The 15,975-nt window shown below is 62.8% G+C and carries 16 protein-coding genes; 9 read left to right on the forward strand and 7 right to left on the reverse strand.

Annotation, left to right across the window (positions count from 1 at the left end):
* Nucleotides 1-121: 121 nt before the first annotated feature.
* The 5 genes from QCE79_RS16895 (at nucleotide 122) to QCE79_RS16915 (ending at nucleotide 3,352) form a co-directional block, all read left to right on the forward strand.
* Nucleotides 122-685, forward strand: coding sequence for a thioredoxin family protein (locus QCE79_RS16895; protein ID WP_309846180.1), 564 nt, complete (start codon nucleotides 122-124; stop codon nucleotides 683-685).
* Between the two features lie 110 nt (nucleotides 686-795).
* Nucleotides 796-1,113 (forward strand): DUF4148 domain-containing protein, encoded by a 318-nt coding sequence (locus QCE79_RS16900; RefSeq protein ID WP_309846182.1) that lies wholly within the window; start codon nucleotides 796-798, stop codon nucleotides 1,111-1,113.
* Between the two features lie 112 nt (nucleotides 1,114-1,225).
* Nucleotides 1,226-1,921, forward strand: coding sequence for an anti-sigma factor (locus QCE79_RS16905; RefSeq protein ID WP_250511459.1), 696 nt, complete (start codon nucleotides 1,226-1,228; stop codon nucleotides 1,919-1,921).
* A gap of 43 nt (nucleotides 1,922-1,964) precedes the next feature.
* Nucleotides 1,965-2,483, forward strand: coding sequence for an RNA polymerase sigma factor (locus QCE79_RS16910; RefSeq protein WP_244831775.1), 519 nt, complete (start codon nucleotides 1,965-1,967; stop codon nucleotides 2,481-2,483).
* Nucleotides 2,480-3,352, forward strand: coding sequence for an anti-sigma factor (locus QCE79_RS16915; protein ID WP_309846187.1), 873 nt, complete (start codon nucleotides 2,480-2,482; stop codon nucleotides 3,350-3,352). The genes QCE79_RS16910 and QCE79_RS16915 overlap by 4 nt, the downstream gene beginning before the upstream one ends.
* A gap of 7 nt (nucleotides 3,353-3,359) precedes the next feature.
* Here the strand turns inward: QCE79_RS16915 and QCE79_RS16920 are convergent, their stop codons facing one another.
* Both QCE79_RS16920 and QCE79_RS16925 read right to left on the reverse strand, forming a co-directional pair.
* Nucleotides 3,360-4,823 (reverse strand): tyrosinase family protein, encoded by a 1,464-nt coding sequence (locus QCE79_RS16920; RefSeq protein ID WP_309846190.1) that lies wholly within the window; start codon nucleotides 4,821-4,823, stop codon nucleotides 3,360-3,362.
* Nucleotides 4,824-5,007: 184 nt separating this feature from the next.
* Nucleotides 5,008-5,826 carry a class I SAM-dependent methyltransferase gene (locus QCE79_RS16925; RefSeq protein ID WP_309846193.1) on the reverse strand — a complete coding sequence of 273 codons (819 nt, stop codon included), beginning with the start codon at nucleotides 5,824-5,826 and terminating at the stop codon, nucleotides 5,008-5,010.
* 314 nt (nucleotides 5,827-6,140) lie between these two features.
* Here QCE79_RS16925 and QCE79_RS16930 point away from each other — a divergent pair, with 314 nt between their 5' ends.
* The 3 genes from QCE79_RS16930 to QCE79_RS16940 all read left to right on the forward strand — a co-directional run bounded on the left by QCE79_RS16930 (nucleotide 6,141) and on the right by QCE79_RS16940 (nucleotide 8,673).
* On the forward strand, nucleotides 6,141-6,887 hold the full coding sequence (locus QCE79_RS16930; protein WP_309846195.1) for a glucose 1-dehydrogenase: 747 nt from the start codon (nucleotides 6,141-6,143) through the stop codon (nucleotides 6,885-6,887).
* A gap of 33 nt (nucleotides 6,888-6,920) precedes the next feature.
* Nucleotides 6,921-7,667 (forward strand): SDR family oxidoreductase, encoded by a 747-nt coding sequence (locus QCE79_RS16935; protein ID WP_309846197.1) that lies wholly within the window; start codon nucleotides 6,921-6,923, stop codon nucleotides 7,665-7,667.
* An 88-nt stretch (nucleotides 7,668-7,755) separates the two neighbouring features.
* Entirely contained in the window at nucleotides 7,756-8,673 is a 918-nt protein-coding gene (locus QCE79_RS16940; protein WP_309846199.1) for a LysR family transcriptional regulator, read from the forward strand.
* On the opposite strand, the gene QCE79_RS16945 is transcribed toward QCE79_RS16940, so the two are convergent.
* From QCE79_RS16945 to QCE79_RS16965, 5 genes are read right to left on the reverse strand one after another with little or no spacing between them, the layout of a single operon-like run.
* The gene (locus QCE79_RS16945) at nucleotides 8,670-10,181 is read right to left on the reverse strand and encodes an MFS transporter (protein ID WP_404989371.1); all 1,512 of its coding nucleotides are present in this window, start codon (nucleotides 10,179-10,181) and stop codon (nucleotides 8,670-8,672) included. The genes QCE79_RS16940 and QCE79_RS16945 overlap by 4 nt on opposite strands.
* 47 nt (nucleotides 10,182-10,228) lie before the next feature.
* Entirely contained in the window at nucleotides 10,229-11,614 is a 1,386-nt protein-coding gene (locus QCE79_RS16950) for a tripartite tricarboxylate transporter permease (protein ID WP_250494922.1), read from the reverse strand.
* A complete protein-coding gene (locus tag QCE79_RS16955) occupies nucleotides 11,614-12,096 on the reverse strand; it encodes a hypothetical protein (RefSeq protein ID WP_309846202.1) in 483 nt (160 codons plus the stop codon). The genes QCE79_RS16950 and QCE79_RS16955 overlap by 1 nt, the downstream gene beginning before the upstream one ends.
* A 43-nt stretch (nucleotides 12,097-12,139) precedes the next feature.
* Nucleotides 12,140-13,081 (reverse strand): hydroxymethylglutaryl-CoA lyase, encoded by a 942-nt coding sequence (locus QCE79_RS16960; RefSeq protein WP_309846204.1) that lies wholly within the window; start codon nucleotides 13,079-13,081, stop codon nucleotides 12,140-12,142.
* Nucleotides 13,074-14,543 carry a hydroxymethylglutaryl-CoA reductase, degradative gene (locus QCE79_RS16965; protein WP_309846207.1) on the reverse strand — a complete coding sequence of 490 codons (1,470 nt, stop codon included), beginning with the start codon at nucleotides 14,541-14,543 and terminating at the stop codon, nucleotides 13,074-13,076. Before QCE79_RS16965 ends, QCE79_RS16960 begins: the two co-directional genes overlap by 8 nt.
* On the opposite strand from QCE79_RS16965, the gene QCE79_RS16970 reads away from it, so the two are divergent.
* Entirely contained in the window at nucleotides 14,535-15,929 is a 1,395-nt protein-coding gene (locus QCE79_RS16970; RefSeq protein WP_309846210.1) for a PLP-dependent aminotransferase family protein, read from the forward strand. The two genes, QCE79_RS16965 and QCE79_RS16970, sit on opposite strands and share 9 nt — an antisense overlap.
* Nucleotides 15,930-15,975 lie beyond the last annotated feature (46 nt).

Raw genomic sequence — 15,975 nt, forward strand, 5'->3', positions numbered from 1 at the left:
TACTCTTCGTATCACAGCGTATCCGCATCCTGGAGCGACACACGCCGATCCATAACCACCACAAGCGAGATACACCGCCGCGATCCAATACGACCTGACATCGACTCCAAAGGAGTAAATCATGTACAGTCGTTTCAAGATCGCCGCTGTTGCAGCGGGCATCGCGGGCAGCGCGGCGTTCGCGGTCTTCGCATCCACTCATGTCTCGTTGCCCACTACCGCAACGGTAGCGAACGGTGCAAGCGCGCCGGACTTCAAGGGTATCGACAACTGGTTCAACAGCGCGCCGCTCGATCTTAAGCGACTGCGCGGCAAGGTGGTGCTCGTCGAGTTCTGGACTTTCGACTGCATCAATTGCGCTCACACGCTGCCCTACGTGAAAGACTTGCATGCGCGCTATCGCGACAAAGGACTCGTCGTGGTGGGCGTGCATTCGCCCGAGTATGGCTTCGAACGCGATACGGGCAATCTAAGGAAAGCCATCGTTCGCAATGGCATTGAATACCCCGTTGCGCAAGACAACGAGTTCGCGACATGGCGAGCCTATGGGAATCGATACTGGCCAGCGTTCTATCTCATCGATCAGAACGGCAAACTCGTCTATAGCCACTTCGGCGAAGGTCAATACGCGCAGACCGAGCAAAAGATTCGCGCACTGCTCGCACGTGACGACAAAGCGAAGTAACCAACCCTCAGTCAGCAAGCACGTTCATGCCGAAAATTCTCGGGAATAGATTCGCCGCAACGGTTGTTTGTCTACATGCAAGCCCATTAAACACGCTCAAGGAGCCGAACATGAACCTCGTCAAACTCGCCGCTGTATCCGCCGCACTCGTCCTCTCCTCAGGCGCTTTCGCGCAGAGCCTCACACGCGCCGAAGTCCGCGCACAACTCGTTCAGGCCGAGCAAAACGGCTCGCGACTCGTGGTCGATGCGTCGTATCCCGACGTCAGCCCGATCTATCAGAACCAGGTTGCGCATGCGAAGTCCGCGGATACGACCTCATACGGCGGCGCCGCGTCCACGAGAGACTCGGGCAACGCACGCATGAACATGAGCGTCTCGCAATGCGTGGGGCCCTACAGCTTCTGCCATATCTACGCCGGTTCCTGATGGCCGCAAGCTCGCCCGTCGCTGCATCGAAAAATATTCGCGTCTTGCGGAATAAACGCGGCGTGGCGCTGTTTGCGTCATTGAACCCCGATCCTCGAACAGGCCCGCAATCGTGAATCCGCCCTCTGAAATGCGTCTATCCGAAGCAGATGTCCAGGCTTTCGCGGACGGCGTACTCGCGTCGGAACGGACCGAACGCTTGCACGCCTATCTGGCGCGGCGGCCGGATGAAGCACGCAGAGTCGTGTTTTACGATCGACTGAACGTGCAACTGCGTTCGATGTACGACGTCAGCCACGCTCAACCAGCATCGCGCCGTCCCACGATCGACCTGCGCTTCCGGTTACTCGCGGCGATCCTGGGGTGTTTCGCGCTCATGATCTCGGCGATCTGGGTCACCGTGCGCGTCCCTGATGAGGCGCTCGAACGCGCAGCTGTCGAAGCACTATCAATAGATGCACCGACAGCGACAACGCCCGTTCCCGCCGCTGCCGCGCCCGATCTTTCGTCGCTTGGATTTCGCGCTAACTGCATACGCAACGTGACGCTCGGCGCTTTCTCGACGGTCAGCGTGATCACGTATCGCAACGCCTTAAATGAACCGCTCGTCCTGCTCTCGATGCGCGCACCCGCGGCATCCATGCGAACGCCGTGGCAGGCGCATAGAATCGATGCGGCGCGCCTTCTCGAATGGACTTCGACCGCTGGCGTGCGCACAGTGGTGGGCGCTAGAGCGGGCACGCAAGGACTGATGCGCGCGGCCGACTTGCTGGCGAAGCAACAGAACATGCAAGGGAATGCCTCGTGAAAGCACGCGTCACCAATCGAACCGCCCGCTGCAAGGAGTCGCAATGAGCGTGCGAGACCAATTGATGGACCACGTACCGCGTTTGCGGCGCTATTCGCGTGCGCTCATCCGCAATCAGGAACTCGCCGACGATCTCGTGCAGGACACGCTCGAACGCGCCCTGCGCAACACCGAAAAATTCGAGTCCGGCACCGACCTGCGCGCGTGGCTTTTCACGATCATGCACAACGTGTTCGCCAATCAAACGCGCCGTGCGGATGCGCGAGCCGTGCATGTCTCCGTCGATGAAGAAGCTATCGACGAAAGCGAGTTCGCGGTGGCTAGCCGCGACACGCAATCGCTGGAAATGCGCGATCTCGACTATGCGCTGCAGCGTCTGCCCATCGAACAGCGGCAAGTGGTGCTGCTTGTCGGGCTCGAAGAGATGAGCTATGCGGAAGTGGCGCTCGCCCTCGAAATACCGCTCGGCACGGTAATGTCGCGGCTTTCGCGCGGACGCGAGCGGCTTCGCGCGCTAATGGCAGGCAAGCAGGACAGCGCTCAATTGAAGGTGGTGCGATGAACAGACAATCGACTCCCGTCAGCGAGGACGAAATCCAGGCTTACGTGGATGGCGTGATCGCCGAACAACGGCGCGAGGAAATCGATCGGCTGCTTGAAACCGACGACGCGCTCGCGGGCCGCGTGAGCGACTACTTTTCGCTCAACAGCATGCTGCATGATCGGTACGATCGCGTATTGCAAGAGCCGCTGCCGCAACGTCTCGTGCTGCCGCTCGAATCGGCATCCAGCACTGTCACGAAGGTCGATGCGGGTCGACGTGAAGCCGCGAATTGGCCGCGCTTTGCGGGACTTGCTGCGGCACTCGTGCTGGGTATCGGCATCGGCGTGGGCGGCATGTTCAGCGAAACAGCGCGCGACATGCTCATGCCGAATGGCGAGAACGCTTCGCTTCGTCACGTCAGCCTCTCCCGCGACGAATCGTTCGCGCGGCAATCGGCTATCGCTTATGTCACGTATGCGCCGATGGTCACGCGTCCTGTCGAAGTCGGCGCGGATCAGGAAGAAGAACTCGTGAAGTGGCTATCGAGCCGCCTCGGCACCGACGTGCACGCGCCCGTGCTCACGCGCGTGGGCTTCAATCTGATGGGCGGCCGTCTCTTGCCCGGCGATGAAGGTCCTATCGCGCAGTTCATGTATCACGATGCCAATGGCGAACGCATCACGCTCAACGTGTCTCATCGCAAAGTGAGCCGCGACGTCACCGCGTTCAAGCTGTATCAGGACGGCTCGGTCAACGTGTTCTATTGGGTCGATGGCGACTTCGGCTATGCGGTATCGGGCGCGATTGCACGGCCGCAATTGCTCGCGGTGTCGCACGACGTGTACGAGCAACTCACCGCGAGAAATGGACAGAAAACAACGCAGTGAGCGCGGCTTATGGGGCGTCCGCGGCCAGTTCGACGCGCATCTCGCCGATGGATATCGCCGTTCCCTTAACCGCATTCACACCGCTCACGCGCACGAACGACACGACCACTTCACTCGGGTTCGTCACGCCCGCGCGCGCGAGCAATTCAGTCACGGGAAACTCGATCGAGCTGCCGCCGTGATGCGTCGCTGTCGATACCTCGAACGCGCCGAGCGTGCCGACGAAGTGAGCATCGCGTTGAGCATCCGGGTCGCCGGTTGCGGGCAAATTCACATAGACGTTGTAGAAGAATCCGCCGGCACGTGCCGCCGCCGGCATGGACACGCCGTCCAGCACGAGATTCACATGACGAAATCCCGAAGCGGCGGGCCTGGCCGCTTGCGATTGCGACTGCGCTTGCGATTCGATCGCGCTGCTGTCGTCCGCTTCCGGAGCCACGGCAAGCGTATCGCGCAGCAACGTGGCATTGGCGGCTTGAAGCGGAATGCGCGCGCTGATGGAGTTGTCGGCAAGGGCCACGCCCTTCACGCCGCCAAGCGAACGCCGCGTGGATGACACCGTGCGCCCCGCGCTTGCGGTAAAGGTGCCGATCTGAGGACGTCCGCTTATGGGTGACATTTGCGCCTGAACCCGAATGATTCCGCCGCGTTCTGCTTGCGGTGGCAAGATGACTGGAACGGTATCGTTGGCGTAATCGTATCCCAGCCCCGTGGTCGTCCGCGTCTTGGCCTTCGTCATCGTGAGGTTGGTCGCATACGTGAAGCTGCCGGACCAGTACTTGTTGTTGGCTGCAGGAACCTTGCTCGTCGAGCGCAACGACCACGCATTCCACAGGCGGTCGAGATTCGCATGATGCAGATAGAAAATGGGATCGAGCGGCGCGGTCATGATATCCGCCATGTATCCGCCGATGATGTCATGCACCGGATTGTGCGGTGCATTCTCCAGTTTAGTCTCGAACGCGTTGCTCGTGCCGCGCTGAAAATTGGCGACGCTGCGCGCGAACGGGCTCAAATCGAGCGCCTGATAGACGTTCGTGTTCACACGCGATGTGTATAAGGGATTGCCGCTCGCGGTATCGGTGAATTCGGAGGGCATCACGGGATACGTGTAGTAATCCCAGTACGGAAGCGTCAGCGTGTTATCGCCTGACACAGTGCGCAGTTGTTGCTCGAAGTAATAGATATAACCGCGATGCCACGTCAGGAAGTACGCCACGCCATGCGGGCAATAATTCGAATGCACGTTGCTCCAGTACTGCCATGATGCCGGTTTGCTGCTGTCGGCCGTGGCTCGCATGGTGCGGATGGCATTGAGAAACGACGCGTAGTGAGGCGTTGTCTTGAAGACTTGCCATTCGAGCCGTATGACATTGGGCGTCGCGGCGAAACCGAGTTCGGGTATGGACGCAAGCGCAAGCGCCGACGCCGTCCCCGTGACGAACGAGCGCCGGGTAATCGTGGAAGCCATGTTTGTCCCCTCGCGCCCGCGGATTGCCCGCGAACGCTCCGCGTCCGACTCTTCTAATGAGTCAGCCGACGTGGCAGTAGTGATCGGAAAATGCCAAGGAAGTATGGTTCACTTCGCGCAGGGTTCAACGAATATTTAGAATACCCAACGAAAGTGAACGTGTACTAGCGCACATTGCCGGAACTCAAACGTCCGTTCGTGCTGCGTTGCTCCAGACGATCACAGTCTGCTCCGACTCTGCCCCATAGCCTATTTCGTGACTGTCATAGGGAATCGAGCACGAGAGGTGTCGCGTCAAGATCGGCGATTGATCGAAGACATGCGCGCAGACGGGGTAGATATAAACCACCACGAGTTTGCGGATAGTTGCATCTGCAACCGCTTTCTCCAGATTGTTCAGAAGCGTCGCCATGAGCGCGGCGCCGAAGGGATTGAACAGGAAGACAACGAGATCGCCCTTCGGAAATGCGAGTTCGAGCGCATTCTCGACGAAGGCCTGCATGCGTATCCTCTGCGGAAACCGGCGCGCAACGATCTCGGCATTGCGGTTCGCTATCTCGATGAGCGGCTCGGCCAGGTCATAACCGAGCACGGCGTCAAAGGGAAACTCGGTGGCCACGATCATCGGCCGCCCTTTTCCGCAGCCGATATCGATGAACGTGCTGCCACGCACGTCTCGGAGTTGCTGCAGCGCATGCCGCACGATGCTCGGCTGCGATCCCATATACGGTAGATTGCCCGCATCGGCGCCGGGGCCGCTGTCGGATTCGGGCGGATAAATGCCGCCTGTATCGGTCCCGAGCATGCGGTCGATAGGATGCGTTCTATAGCAGCCGTTATAAAGCACGCGCAAGACGGGCACGCGTTCGCCGAAGCGCCTGATCCACGAGACGAAGAGCAGCGTCTGAACCCAGTCCGGCAACGCGGCGACCACGGCGATCAGCCGCCATTTGATCGTGCGTTTCATTCGGGTTTTGAAGCTCATGCTCATCGTCGTGTTCATGGAAACTCCGTTGGGGGCGGGCTGCGAATGTACGCAAGTACGACGAATGACGCGCAACGTCTGGATGGTCACGACCAGTCTTTATAGACTCGCGCCTGGCGATTGAATGTGACGTGACGCACATAGCGTCGCGGGACAGGAGTGGCGTTTTCCCGAACGCGAGGCCAGTTCGTGATTCCAATGCGTCATGCCTCGCAGGCATGACCGGCTGCCTCGAAAGTCTTTTTCTTGAGCAAGCACGCACCCTACATTTGATTCCACCGACGGGTCTGCAACACAACCCCGTCTCTCTCAGACCTCGATGGAGTCACGAAATGGACAAGCCAGTCATTCTCATCACGGGCGCGCTCACCGGCATTGGCCGCGCAACGGCGTTTGCTTTTGCCGACAGCGGCGCGCGCATCGTCGTATCGGGCCGGCGTGAAGCCGAAGGACGCGCGCTCGAAGCCGAACTGCGCGAACGCGGTGGAGAAGCGCTCTTCGTTGCCGCCGACGTACGCCACGAAGACAGCGTGCGCGATCTCGTCGATGCAGCCGTCGCGCACTTCGGCCGTATCGATGCCGCCGTGAACAACGCGGGCACCGAAGGCCAGCCCGGTGCGATCGTCGATCAGAGCGCCGCAAGCTATGCATCGACTTTCGATACCAACGTGCTCGGCACGCTCCTTAGCATGAAGCACGAACTGCGCGTCATGCAGGCGCAGAAGCACGGCAGCATCGTGAACGTGTCGTCGACTTACGGGCATGAAGGCGCGGCGTTCGCGTCGGTCTATGCGGGCAGCAAGCATGCGGTCGAAGGCATGACGAAGTCCGCCGCACTCGAAGTCGCGGCGCTCGGCGTGCGCGTCAACGCAGTGGCGCCCGGCCCCACGGATACCGGCATGCTCGACCGCTTCACCGGAACAGCCGAACGCAAGGCCGCGCTTGCATCGAAGGTGCCGCTTGGACGTGTTGGCACGCCCGTCGATATCGCGCGCGCAATCGTCTTTCTTGCTTCGGATGCGGCCTCGTTCGTCACGGGTCAGATCGTCACCGTCGATGGTGGCAAGACCGCGGGCTGACGCGTTCTCTTCCCCATTCAAAGGAGCAACGACATGAACGATCTTTCAGGCAAAACCGCGCTCGTCACGGGCGCATCGCGCGGTATCGGTCGCGCAACGGCTTTCGCGCTGTCGCGTGCGGGAGCGAGCGTGCTGGTTCACTACAGCAGCGGCGAACAGGAAGCCGAAGCCGTCGTCGCGCAGATTCGCGCCGCAGGCGGCACCGCGCAGAAAGTGCAGGCGAATTTGCGCGATGCAGACGGACCGCACCAACTCGCACGGCGTGTACGTGAAGTGGTCGGCGACAGGCTCGACATCCTGGTTGCCAACGCGGGCATCTCGAAGGCCGCGAGCATCGAGAATACGACCGTCGATGACTTCGACGCGCTCTACGCCGTGAACGTGCGCGCGCCCTACTTCCTCGTGCAGCAACTGCTTCCCGCGATGTGCAATGGCAGCAGCGTGGTCTTGCTGTCGTCGCTCGTGGCGCGCGCGTCCGTGACCTCGCTGTCCGCTTACGCCGCGACCAAAGGCGCGGTCGATACGCTCGTCAAGCACTTCGCGGCGACGCTCGGCGAACGCGGCATTCGCGTGAATGCGGTGGCGCCGGGCGTCGTGGAAACCGATATGTCGAACTTCACGAAGACCGACGATGGCCGCGCACTCACGCTCGGCATGCAGGCGCTCAAACGCATTGCGCAGCCGGACGATATCGGCGACGCCGTGGTCTTTCTTGCTTCGAATGCCGCACGCTGGGTCACGGGCGAGACGCTACACGTGGACGGCGGCTCGAAGCTTTGACCTTTGAACGCGCATGACGACTCGTGCAGTTGGACGATTGCCCGGATAATCTCCGGGTGATACGTTCAACGACTCGCACGGGAAGCCCATGGAACTGCGGCATCTGCGGTACTTCATTGCAGTGGCGGAAACCGGCAGTCTGACCGAAGCGGCGGAACAGCGGCTGTTCACGTCGCAGCCTTCGCTCAGCAGACAGATCCGCGATCTGGAAGATCAGGTCGGCACGCGCCTCTTCGAGCGTACCGCGCGCGGCGTGGATCTGACGCCCGCTGGCAAGGCCTTCATGGAGCACGCGAAAATCGCCTTGAATCAGGTCGATGCCGCCGTCGAAGCCGCGCGCCGTGCCGCGACGCCAAGCAAGCAACGTTTCGCGCTCGGCTTTCTCACGGGCCAGGAGATGAACTGGCTTCCGGGCGCCATGCATATTCTTCGCGACGAATTGCTCAACGTCGATGTCACGGTATCGAGCGATTATTCGACCGAACTCGCGGAAGGTGTCGCGCGCGGCAAGCTCGACCTCGCCTTCATGCGCGCGGAGCCGGACTTCGATCTGGCGTATTACATCGTCGATAAAGAACCGCTCGTCGTGTTGATGCCGAGCGATCACGCGTTGACCGAACGCGCCGAGATTGCGCCGCAAGACCTCGTGGGCGAACCGTTCATTGCCATGGCGGGCAAGGCGAAGGTGCTGCGTTCCGTCGTCGACGATTATCTCGAACGCTCGGGCGTGCAAATCTTGCCTTCGCAGAGCGTCGATAACCCGGCGATGGTCATGTCGCTCGTGGCATCGACGCGCGGTCTCGTGCTGATTCCATCGTACGTTCAGAATTTGATGCCGTGGTCGGTCGTCAGCCGTCCCTTGGCAGGCGATGCACCGACTATCGACCTGGCTGTCGGCTATAGCAAGTCGAATCAGTCGCCGACCTTGCGCCTCTTCCTATCGCGGCTCGACGAGCTCATCGCGCGTCACGCCGCCGAGCGTCGAATGAACATAAACAACACTTAACGGGCGGAGCGAATCGTCGCGACCGCGACGCCTCCCGCTGCGAACGCGCATAGCGCGGACAGCAACGCGACGGCGCGCAATGCGCCGGCGACCGCGCTGGCATCGCTGACAGATGCTGCCTTGGAAGCCATCGCGGCGTCGTGCGACCACACGAACACAATGCCGAGCAGCGCAATCGCAAGCAGGCTCGCCACGCGTGCAACCGCATTGTTGATCCCCGATGCCACGCCCACGCGTTCGCTTTCGACCGACGCCATGACTACCGCCGTGAGCGGCGCGACCGTGATCGTGAGGCCGATGCCGAGCACGACGAGCGCGGGAAGAAAGCCCGTCCAGTAGCTTCCGCTCACGAAAGGCAGCGCGAGCATGCCGAAGCCGAAGCCCGCGACGCACGGCCCCACGGTCAACAATGTGCGCGCGCCGAAGCGCCCCGTCACGCCGCCTGTCACGCGCGACAGCAGTCCGATGATGAGCGGCATCGGCAAGAGCGCGGCGCCCGCTTGCGTCGCCGTATAGCCATAGGCGCGAATCAGCGTGAACGGCAGGAAGAACAACACGCCGCCCAAGCCAAAGTACAGCAGCAACGTGACGACGTTCGCGCCGCTGAAGTCGCGCGAGCGGAAGACATCGAGCGGCATCATCGGCGCCGCGCTTTTCGCTTCTATCGCGACGAACACGGCAAGCACGAGCACGCCGACGGCCAGCGCGCACAGCACGAGCGGATTCCCGAAACCGCGTGCCGATGCTTCCGTGAGTCCATAGGTCAGCGCCGCGAGTCCCGCCGCCGCGCAGGCCGCGCCGGGCCAGTCGAGGCGCTGTGTCGCGTCGGGCTTGTGGCTGTCGGGAACGGCCAGCATGGCGAGCGCGATGGTCGCAGCGGCCAGCGGCACATTGAGGAAGAAGATCGCGCGCCATGAGTAGGCATCGACGAGCCAGCCGCCCGCCGCCGGACCGAGCGCCGACGTAATTGCGCCAACGCCCGCCCATGTGCCGATGGCGCGTCCGCGCGCTTCGCCCTCGAACACGGCGCCGATGATCGCGAGACTGCTCGGCACGAGGAGCGCCGCGCCGATGCCCTGCACCGCCCGCGCGCCGATGAGCCACGCGGTATCGGGCGCGAAGCCGCATACCGCCGAAGCCAGCATGAAGATGGCGATGCCCGCGATGAACACGGTGCGACGGCCGAGCTTGTCGCCCATCGACCCGCCGACCAGCACGAGCGAGCCGAGGGAAAGCAGATACGCGTTCACGACCCACTGCATGGCCGCGACGCTCGCGCCAAGCTGGCTTTGAATGGACGAGAGCGCGACATTGACGACCGAGCCGTCGATGAAGGCCATGCTGGAACCGAGGATCGTCGCCGCCAGCGCGAGCCGTTTGCGCCGGCAGGGTCGATCGGTCGCTTCAGGCTGCGTGCGAATGATCAGTTCATCGCACGGACCTTGCGGCGCGGCGTGCCGCACCACGGGAGGCGACACCGCGCGCTCTTTCAAGTCCTGACTCGTCACATTCGCTCCTCGATGGCGTGAACCATCAAGGATACGTCCACGCGCGGCTAGCCGCCGAAGAGCTTCGTGATGGCCGGCACGCTCAGGACCGCCGTGTAGTAGCCCATGAACTGCACGCCGGTGTTGAAGCCGAACAAGCGCGACAATAGTCCGCCGATCAGCCCCACGGTCAGGATCACGAGCAGCCCCAGCAGTTGCCCTTCCCACACGCTGATCACCACGATCAAGCCGACGAAGGTCGCGATGATCGCCTCGTGACTCAGCTTGCGTGCGACGAACGACGCCGCGCGATGCGCGTAGTTCATCGACAGTGGATAGGCCACGAGTGCCGCCAGCACCACTGCAAGCAAGCCGAAGCCGAGGAACTGCCAAGTCGTCATCATCGTGTGAAGATTGTTGATGTGACCCGTCGCGGTATCCACGGTAAAGCGCGGCGGCGCGTTGAAGAGCGGCGCGGCCGGTCCCGCCGCGACCGGACTCAGCGGCAGACCGAAAGCGATGAGCGGAATCAGCGCCTCGGCGATATACGTGGCCTCGGTCACACCGTTACGCGCCGAAATCACGGTCGTGAGCCGGTGATACGCATGCTTCACGCGCGAGCCGACGAGTTCGCCGAGCACGACCGTCATCGCGACCGGGCTGAACACGAAGGTCGCGCTGGAGATGGCGGCGGTCGCGACGACCCAGCCGCGTTGCTGGCCATCGAGCACCTTCAGCGGATTCGGGAAGTAACCGCTCCAGCCCTTCACATCGGGCGCGAGCGAAAACGTGCGCGGACGATCGCGCCGCATATGTGCGCGGCCCACGGGCGAAAGTATCGAAAAGAGATCGGCGATAAGCGGCCCGATGGCGATGCCGAGAAAGTAGCTGACCGAGAGCTTGACGCCGTATTTGCCCGTGAGCGCCTGCAAGCCGATGATCAAAAGCACGAACGGCACGAGCAGCAGCACCGAAGCCCAGCGTCCCGACGAAGAGTATGCAATGGCAATGGCCGCCGCCAGAAACACCCACGGCGCGGCCTTCGTGATGACCGGCCCGAACGGTGCGAGCAGCACGGCGAACAGCACCGCGAGCGGGACCGCGACGAATGCCGCGATGATCGCGCCCGAGATCATCTTGCGCAGCGCAATGTGCGGCACGCCGAGATTGCGCAGCATCGTCGCTTGTTGCAGAAGCGGCGTGGCGAGCGTGTCGCCGGGAATGCCGAGCAGCGCGGTGGGTATCGCGTGTGTCATGTGCTTGGAGACCGCGCCCGCCATGAAGAACGAGAATACGCCGACAGGCGGCACACCCAGCAACACGACGAGCAGCGTGAGCGGCGCGAGCGTGGTGGTTTCGTCCGTGCCCGAGATGAGGCCGATGCCCGCAAAGACGACCGCGCCGATGAGACCCATCGACAGCGCGACGAGCAGTTGTTGAACGAGCGGTTCCATCAGCGCGCTCCTTCGCGCACATCGGCGCGCTTTTCGTAATCGGCGAAGAGTTCGTAGAGGCCGAGTTCCTTCATTTCCGCCGCCACCGCGGGCGGCAGATCCGCGACGCGTCCGAGGCCACCCGCTTCGCTTGCAAGTTGCGCGAGCACTTCCTCGCGGCCCGCCGCGCCATGCGCTTCCTCGATCACTTCGCGCTTCGGGCGGAACAGCCTCGCGCAGACCGCGCCCGCAATCAGGCATCCCGCGAGACCGACGAGCATTGCGTAGGCGCGCGCCATCGCCGGGTCGGGTACATAGGCCGCGAGCACGCGATTGGCCGCCGCGAACGCGCCATAGCTGATCGCGATGCCGAGCACGACCGACCAAGCGAGATGCCGCGTATCGACGGTATCGCCCCAGATTTCGACGAGCTTGTAGTCGGCCTCGGCCGCGTTCGTCGTTGCCCGATGACCGCGCTGAGGCGCGGCGAGTTGTTGTTCCATGTCTCCTCCTTATACGGAGTTCGTATCGTATTGATGTCGTGCGTCAAACCTTGCGCGCCGCGCTTTCCCGCTGGCGTTTGCCCTCCAGTGCACGCGCCACGCGCGACGATGTTGCGCGTCCGAGCGCTGCCGAAATGAACGCGCCCGCATCCGCAAGTTTGTCGAGGTCGATGCCCGTCGTCATGCCCATGCCTTCGCACAGGTAGACGATGTCCTCGGTCGCGACATTGCCCGTCGCGCCCGGCGAATAAGGGCATCCGCCAATACCGGATACCGAGCTGTCGAAGGTCGCCACGCCGCGTTGCAGCGCGGCCAGCACGTTGGCGGCACCCATGCCCCACGTGTCGTGAAAGTGGCCGGCGAGCGCCTGCAGCGGAACCTGCGCGGCGCACGCGTCGAGCATGGCTTGCGTCTTGAGCGGCGTGCCCGCACCGATGGTGTCGCCTAGGCTGATCTCGTAGCAGCCGAGATCGTAAAGCCGTTTGGCGACGCGCGCGACCGCTTCCGGCGCGATTTCGCCTTCGAACGGGCAGCCGAGCACGCACGACACGTAGCCGCGCACGCGCACGCCCGCCTTGCGCGCCGCGCCGATTACCGGCTCGAAGCGCGCGATGCTTTCGTCGATCGAGCAGTTGATGTTCTTCTGCGAGAACGACTCGGACGCCGCCGCGAACACCGCGACTTCATCCGCGTGTGCGGCGAGCGCGGCTTCGAGTCCCTTGAGATTCGGCACGAGCGCGGCGAGCGTCGTACCCGTGCGGCGCGCGGACGGCAACACGCGCTCGAGCACTTGCGCGCCATCGGCCATTTGCGGCACCCATTTCGGCGAGACGAACGACGCGGCTTCGACATAGCGCACGCCAGCATCGATCAGACGCTCGATCAGTTCGGCCTTCACCGTTGCCGAGACGGGCGACGGCTCGCTTTGCAAGCCATCGCGCGGACCGACTTCGACAATCCGCACGCGCTTCGGAAGCTCATGCATCGCGCGGCCCCTGCAGCAGGCTCATGCCGTAGTCGACGCTCACGTTGCGCGCGGCGACCATCTTCTTCACGACCCAGTCGATATCCGCGCCGCTCGCGCCCGCCGCCAGCGCAATATTGCGCGCGTGCAGCGCCATGTGGCCGCGCTGGATGCCTTCCGTGGAAAGCGCGCGCAACGCGCCCATGTTCTGTGCGAGGCCGACGGCCACGGCGATTTCGCCGAGATCCTGCGCCGATTCGACTTGCATGATCTTCAACGCGAGCCGCGCGAGCGGATGCGTCTTGGTCGCGCCGCCGACGAGCCCCACGGGCATCGGCATTTCGATGGCGCCGACGAGGTCGCCGTTGTTCGCCACCTCCCACGTGGTCAGCGACGTATAGCGGCCGCCGCGGCTCGCATAGGCATGCGCGCCCGCTTCGACCGCGCGCCAGTCGTTGCCGGTCGCGACGATCACCGGATCGATACCGTTCATGATGCCCTTGTTATGCGTCGCGGCGCGATACGGATCGATGGCGGCGAAGAGATATGCATCGACCACACCGGCGATCACGTCTTCGCCCGAATACTCCTTCGTTTGCAGCGTGGCGGCGCTGTAGCGCACGGAGGCGCGCGCAAGCCGCAAGTCCGCGAGATTCGAGAGGATACGCAACCGCACCTTGCCGCCCGTGATTTCCTCGATACGCCCGGCTACGGTTTCGGCCATCGTGTTGACGGTGTTGGCGCCCATGGCGTCGCGAACATCGACGATCAGATGCGCGACGACCATCGCGCCGCGCGGCGTATCCGGAAACACGTGTACTTCGATATCGCGGCAACCGCCGCCAAGACCGATCAGCACCTTGTCGCGTGCGTTCGCCATCTCGATCAACTCGTCGCGATGCTTGAGGATAGCGAGACGCGCGCCGTACGGGTCCGACACGCCGACCACCTGCACCTGCGCGCGCATCAACGGACCGGTGCTCGACGTGCGAAAGCCGCCTTCCACGCGCGCGAGCTTCGCCATATAAGAGGCTGCGGCGACGATAGACGGCTCTTCCACCGCCATCGGCACCAGCACGTCGCGACCGTTGATCTGAAAGTAGCCTGCGACGGCCATCGGCAACTCGAACGTGCCGATCACGTTTTCGATCATGCCGTCCGCCGTTTCGAGCGGCAGCGCGCCGGGCGTCTTCAGTAGCGCGTGCTCGGCGTCGTCCATGCCAGTCGCCTGGGCAATATGGCTCAGGCGCTGCGCGGGTGACATCGCGCGAAAGTTGGGCAATTGCGAATCTGTCATGTGTCTTCCTCTTATCTCTTTCGATGGATGTCCGTTCCGTTGTCCGCGAAGCTTGCGGGCGTGCGGCGGTTGGGCGAATAATAGGCTTGCTGTACCCAATGGAAAGGTACAATTCGAGAAGACAGCGCGCGTACTGTACCCATGACAGACGCGAACATGCGACAAGAGGAAGATGCAATGCGCCATGAGAAGCCCAGCCTGTCAGGAACACTGGCGGACAATCTGGCCAGACAGATCGAGGACGGGCTCCTGCGCGCCGGCGACAAACTGCCTTCCATCAGGGAATACGCTGAGGCGAACGGTTGCTCGAAGAACACCGTCATCAGCGCGTTCGACGCGTTGACCGCGCGCGGTCTGATCGAACCGAGACGCGGCGCGGGCTTTTTCGTCGCGAGCGTCGCCGGGCAGCAACTACCGGATGAAGACGCGCCCACACTCGATCGCGCGATGGATTCCGTCTGGCTCATGCGCGAACAGTTGCAGAGCAAGCCCGACTTTCTCAACGTGGGCGAAGGCTTTCCGCCCGTCGCGTGGCTCGAAGAGACGCGGCTCGATCACTTTCATCAGCGCGTGGTGCGCACGGGCGTCGCGTCGCTCTTTCGGTACGGCAGCCGCTTCGGTTATCTGCCGTTGCGCCAGCATTTGCAGCAAAAGCTGGCCGGATACGAGATCGAGGCCGCGCCGCCGCAGATCGTCCTCACGCATGGCGCGAATCAGGCCATGGACATGGTCGTGCGTTACTTCGTGCGCGCGGGCGACACGGTTCTCGTCGATGACCCCGGTTACTACGCGCTCTTCGGCAAGCTCAAACTCTCGGGCGCGAATATCGTCGGCGTGCCGCGCGGTGTGGACGGGCCCGATATCCTGGCGCTCGAAGAGCAGCTCAAGACGCATCGTCCGAAGCTCTTCTTCACGCAATCGGTCGGCCATAATCCGACCGCGACCGATATCAGCGCGGCCAAGGCCCATCGCATCTTGCGGCTTGCCGAAGCGCACGATCTGATCGTCGTCGAAAACGATGCCCTCGCCGATCTCAAGCCGCGCTCGGCCACGCGCATCTGCGCGCTCGATCAATTGCGGCGCACGATCTATGTCGGCAGCTTTTCGAAGTCGGTATCGGCAGCACTGCGGGTCGGCTTTCTGGCGTGCGGCGCGGATCTGGCAAGCGATCTGGCTGACGTGAAAATGCTCACGCACGTCAGCAGCTCGGAATACTGCGAACGCACGCTAGACGCCATCGTCAGCGACGGTCATTTCCTGCGGCATACCAATCGCCTGCAAGACCGGCTGCGGCGCGCGACGGCCAATGGCGTCGAAGTGCTCACGCGTTGCGGCGCGACGCTTTACAAGGTGAGCGATCAGAGTCTGTACCTGTGGGCCAGGCTGCCCGGTTGCGACGACTCCATCGCCTTCGCACGCGAGATGCTCGACAAGCACGTGATTCTCGCGCCCGGCACCATTTTCTCGGCGCACGCGAATAGCGTCTCGCCGTGGTTCCGCTTCAACGTCGGCTATCTCGGCGATCCGCGCTTCGAAAAGGCAATGGAACGGTTTGCGGGCCGCGCGAAGTAACGGCACGTTCCGCGTCGCACGTTACGTGGCATTCGCGTTTGTCCGT

This window comes from Caballeronia sp. LZ003 (assembly GCF_031451465.1).
In the GTDB taxonomy this organism is placed as follows: domain Bacteria; phylum Pseudomonadota; class Gammaproteobacteria; order Burkholderiales; family Burkholderiaceae; genus Caballeronia.

Coding starts and splice junctions, on each gene's coding strand:
- QCE79_RS16895 (WP_309846180.1), top strand. CDS start 122: ATGTACAGTCGTTTCAAGATCGCCGCTGTTGCAGCGGGCATCGCGGGC.
- QCE79_RS16900 (WP_309846182.1), top strand. CDS start 796: ATGAACCTCGTCAAACTCGCCGCTGTATCCGCCGCACTCGTCCTCTCC.
- QCE79_RS16910 (WP_244831775.1), top strand. CDS start 1,965: ATGAGCGTGCGAGACCAATTGATGGACCACGTACCGCGTTTGCGGCGC.
- QCE79_RS16915 (WP_309846187.1), top strand. CDS start 2,480: ATGAACAGACAATCGACTCCCGTCAGCGAGGACGAAATCCAGGCTTAC.
- QCE79_RS16920 (WP_309846190.1), bottom strand. CDS start 4,823: ATGGCTTCCACGATTACCCGGCGCTCGTTCGTCACGGGGACGGCGTCG.
- QCE79_RS16925 (WP_309846193.1), bottom strand. CDS start 5,826: ATGAACACGACGATGAGCATGAGCTTCAAAACCCGAATGAAACGCACG.
- QCE79_RS16930 (WP_309846195.1), top strand. CDS start 6,141: ATGGACAAGCCAGTCATTCTCATCACGGGCGCGCTCACCGGCATTGGC.
- QCE79_RS16935 (WP_309846197.1), top strand. CDS start 6,921: ATGAACGATCTTTCAGGCAAAACCGCGCTCGTCACGGGCGCATCGCGC.
- QCE79_RS16940 (WP_309846199.1), top strand. CDS start 7,756: ATGGAACTGCGGCATCTGCGGTACTTCATTGCAGTGGCGGAAACCGGC.
- QCE79_RS16950 (WP_250494922.1), bottom strand. CDS start 11,614: ATGGAACCGCTCGTTCAACAACTGCTCGTCGCGCTGTCGATGGGTCTC.
- QCE79_RS16955 (WP_309846202.1), bottom strand. CDS start 12,096: ATGGAACAACAACTCGCCGCGCCTCAGCGCGGTCATCGGGCAACGACG.
- QCE79_RS16960 (WP_309846204.1), bottom strand. CDS start 13,081: ATGCATGAGCTTCCGAAGCGCGTGCGGATTGTCGAAGTCGGTCCGCGC.
- QCE79_RS16970 (WP_309846210.1), top strand. CDS start 14,535: ATGCGCCATGAGAAGCCCAGCCTGTCAGGAACACTGGCGGACAATCTG.
- QCE79_RS16965 (WP_309846207.1), bottom strand. CDS start 14,543: ATGGCGCATTGCATCTTCCTCTTGTCGCATGTTCGCGTCTGTCATGGG.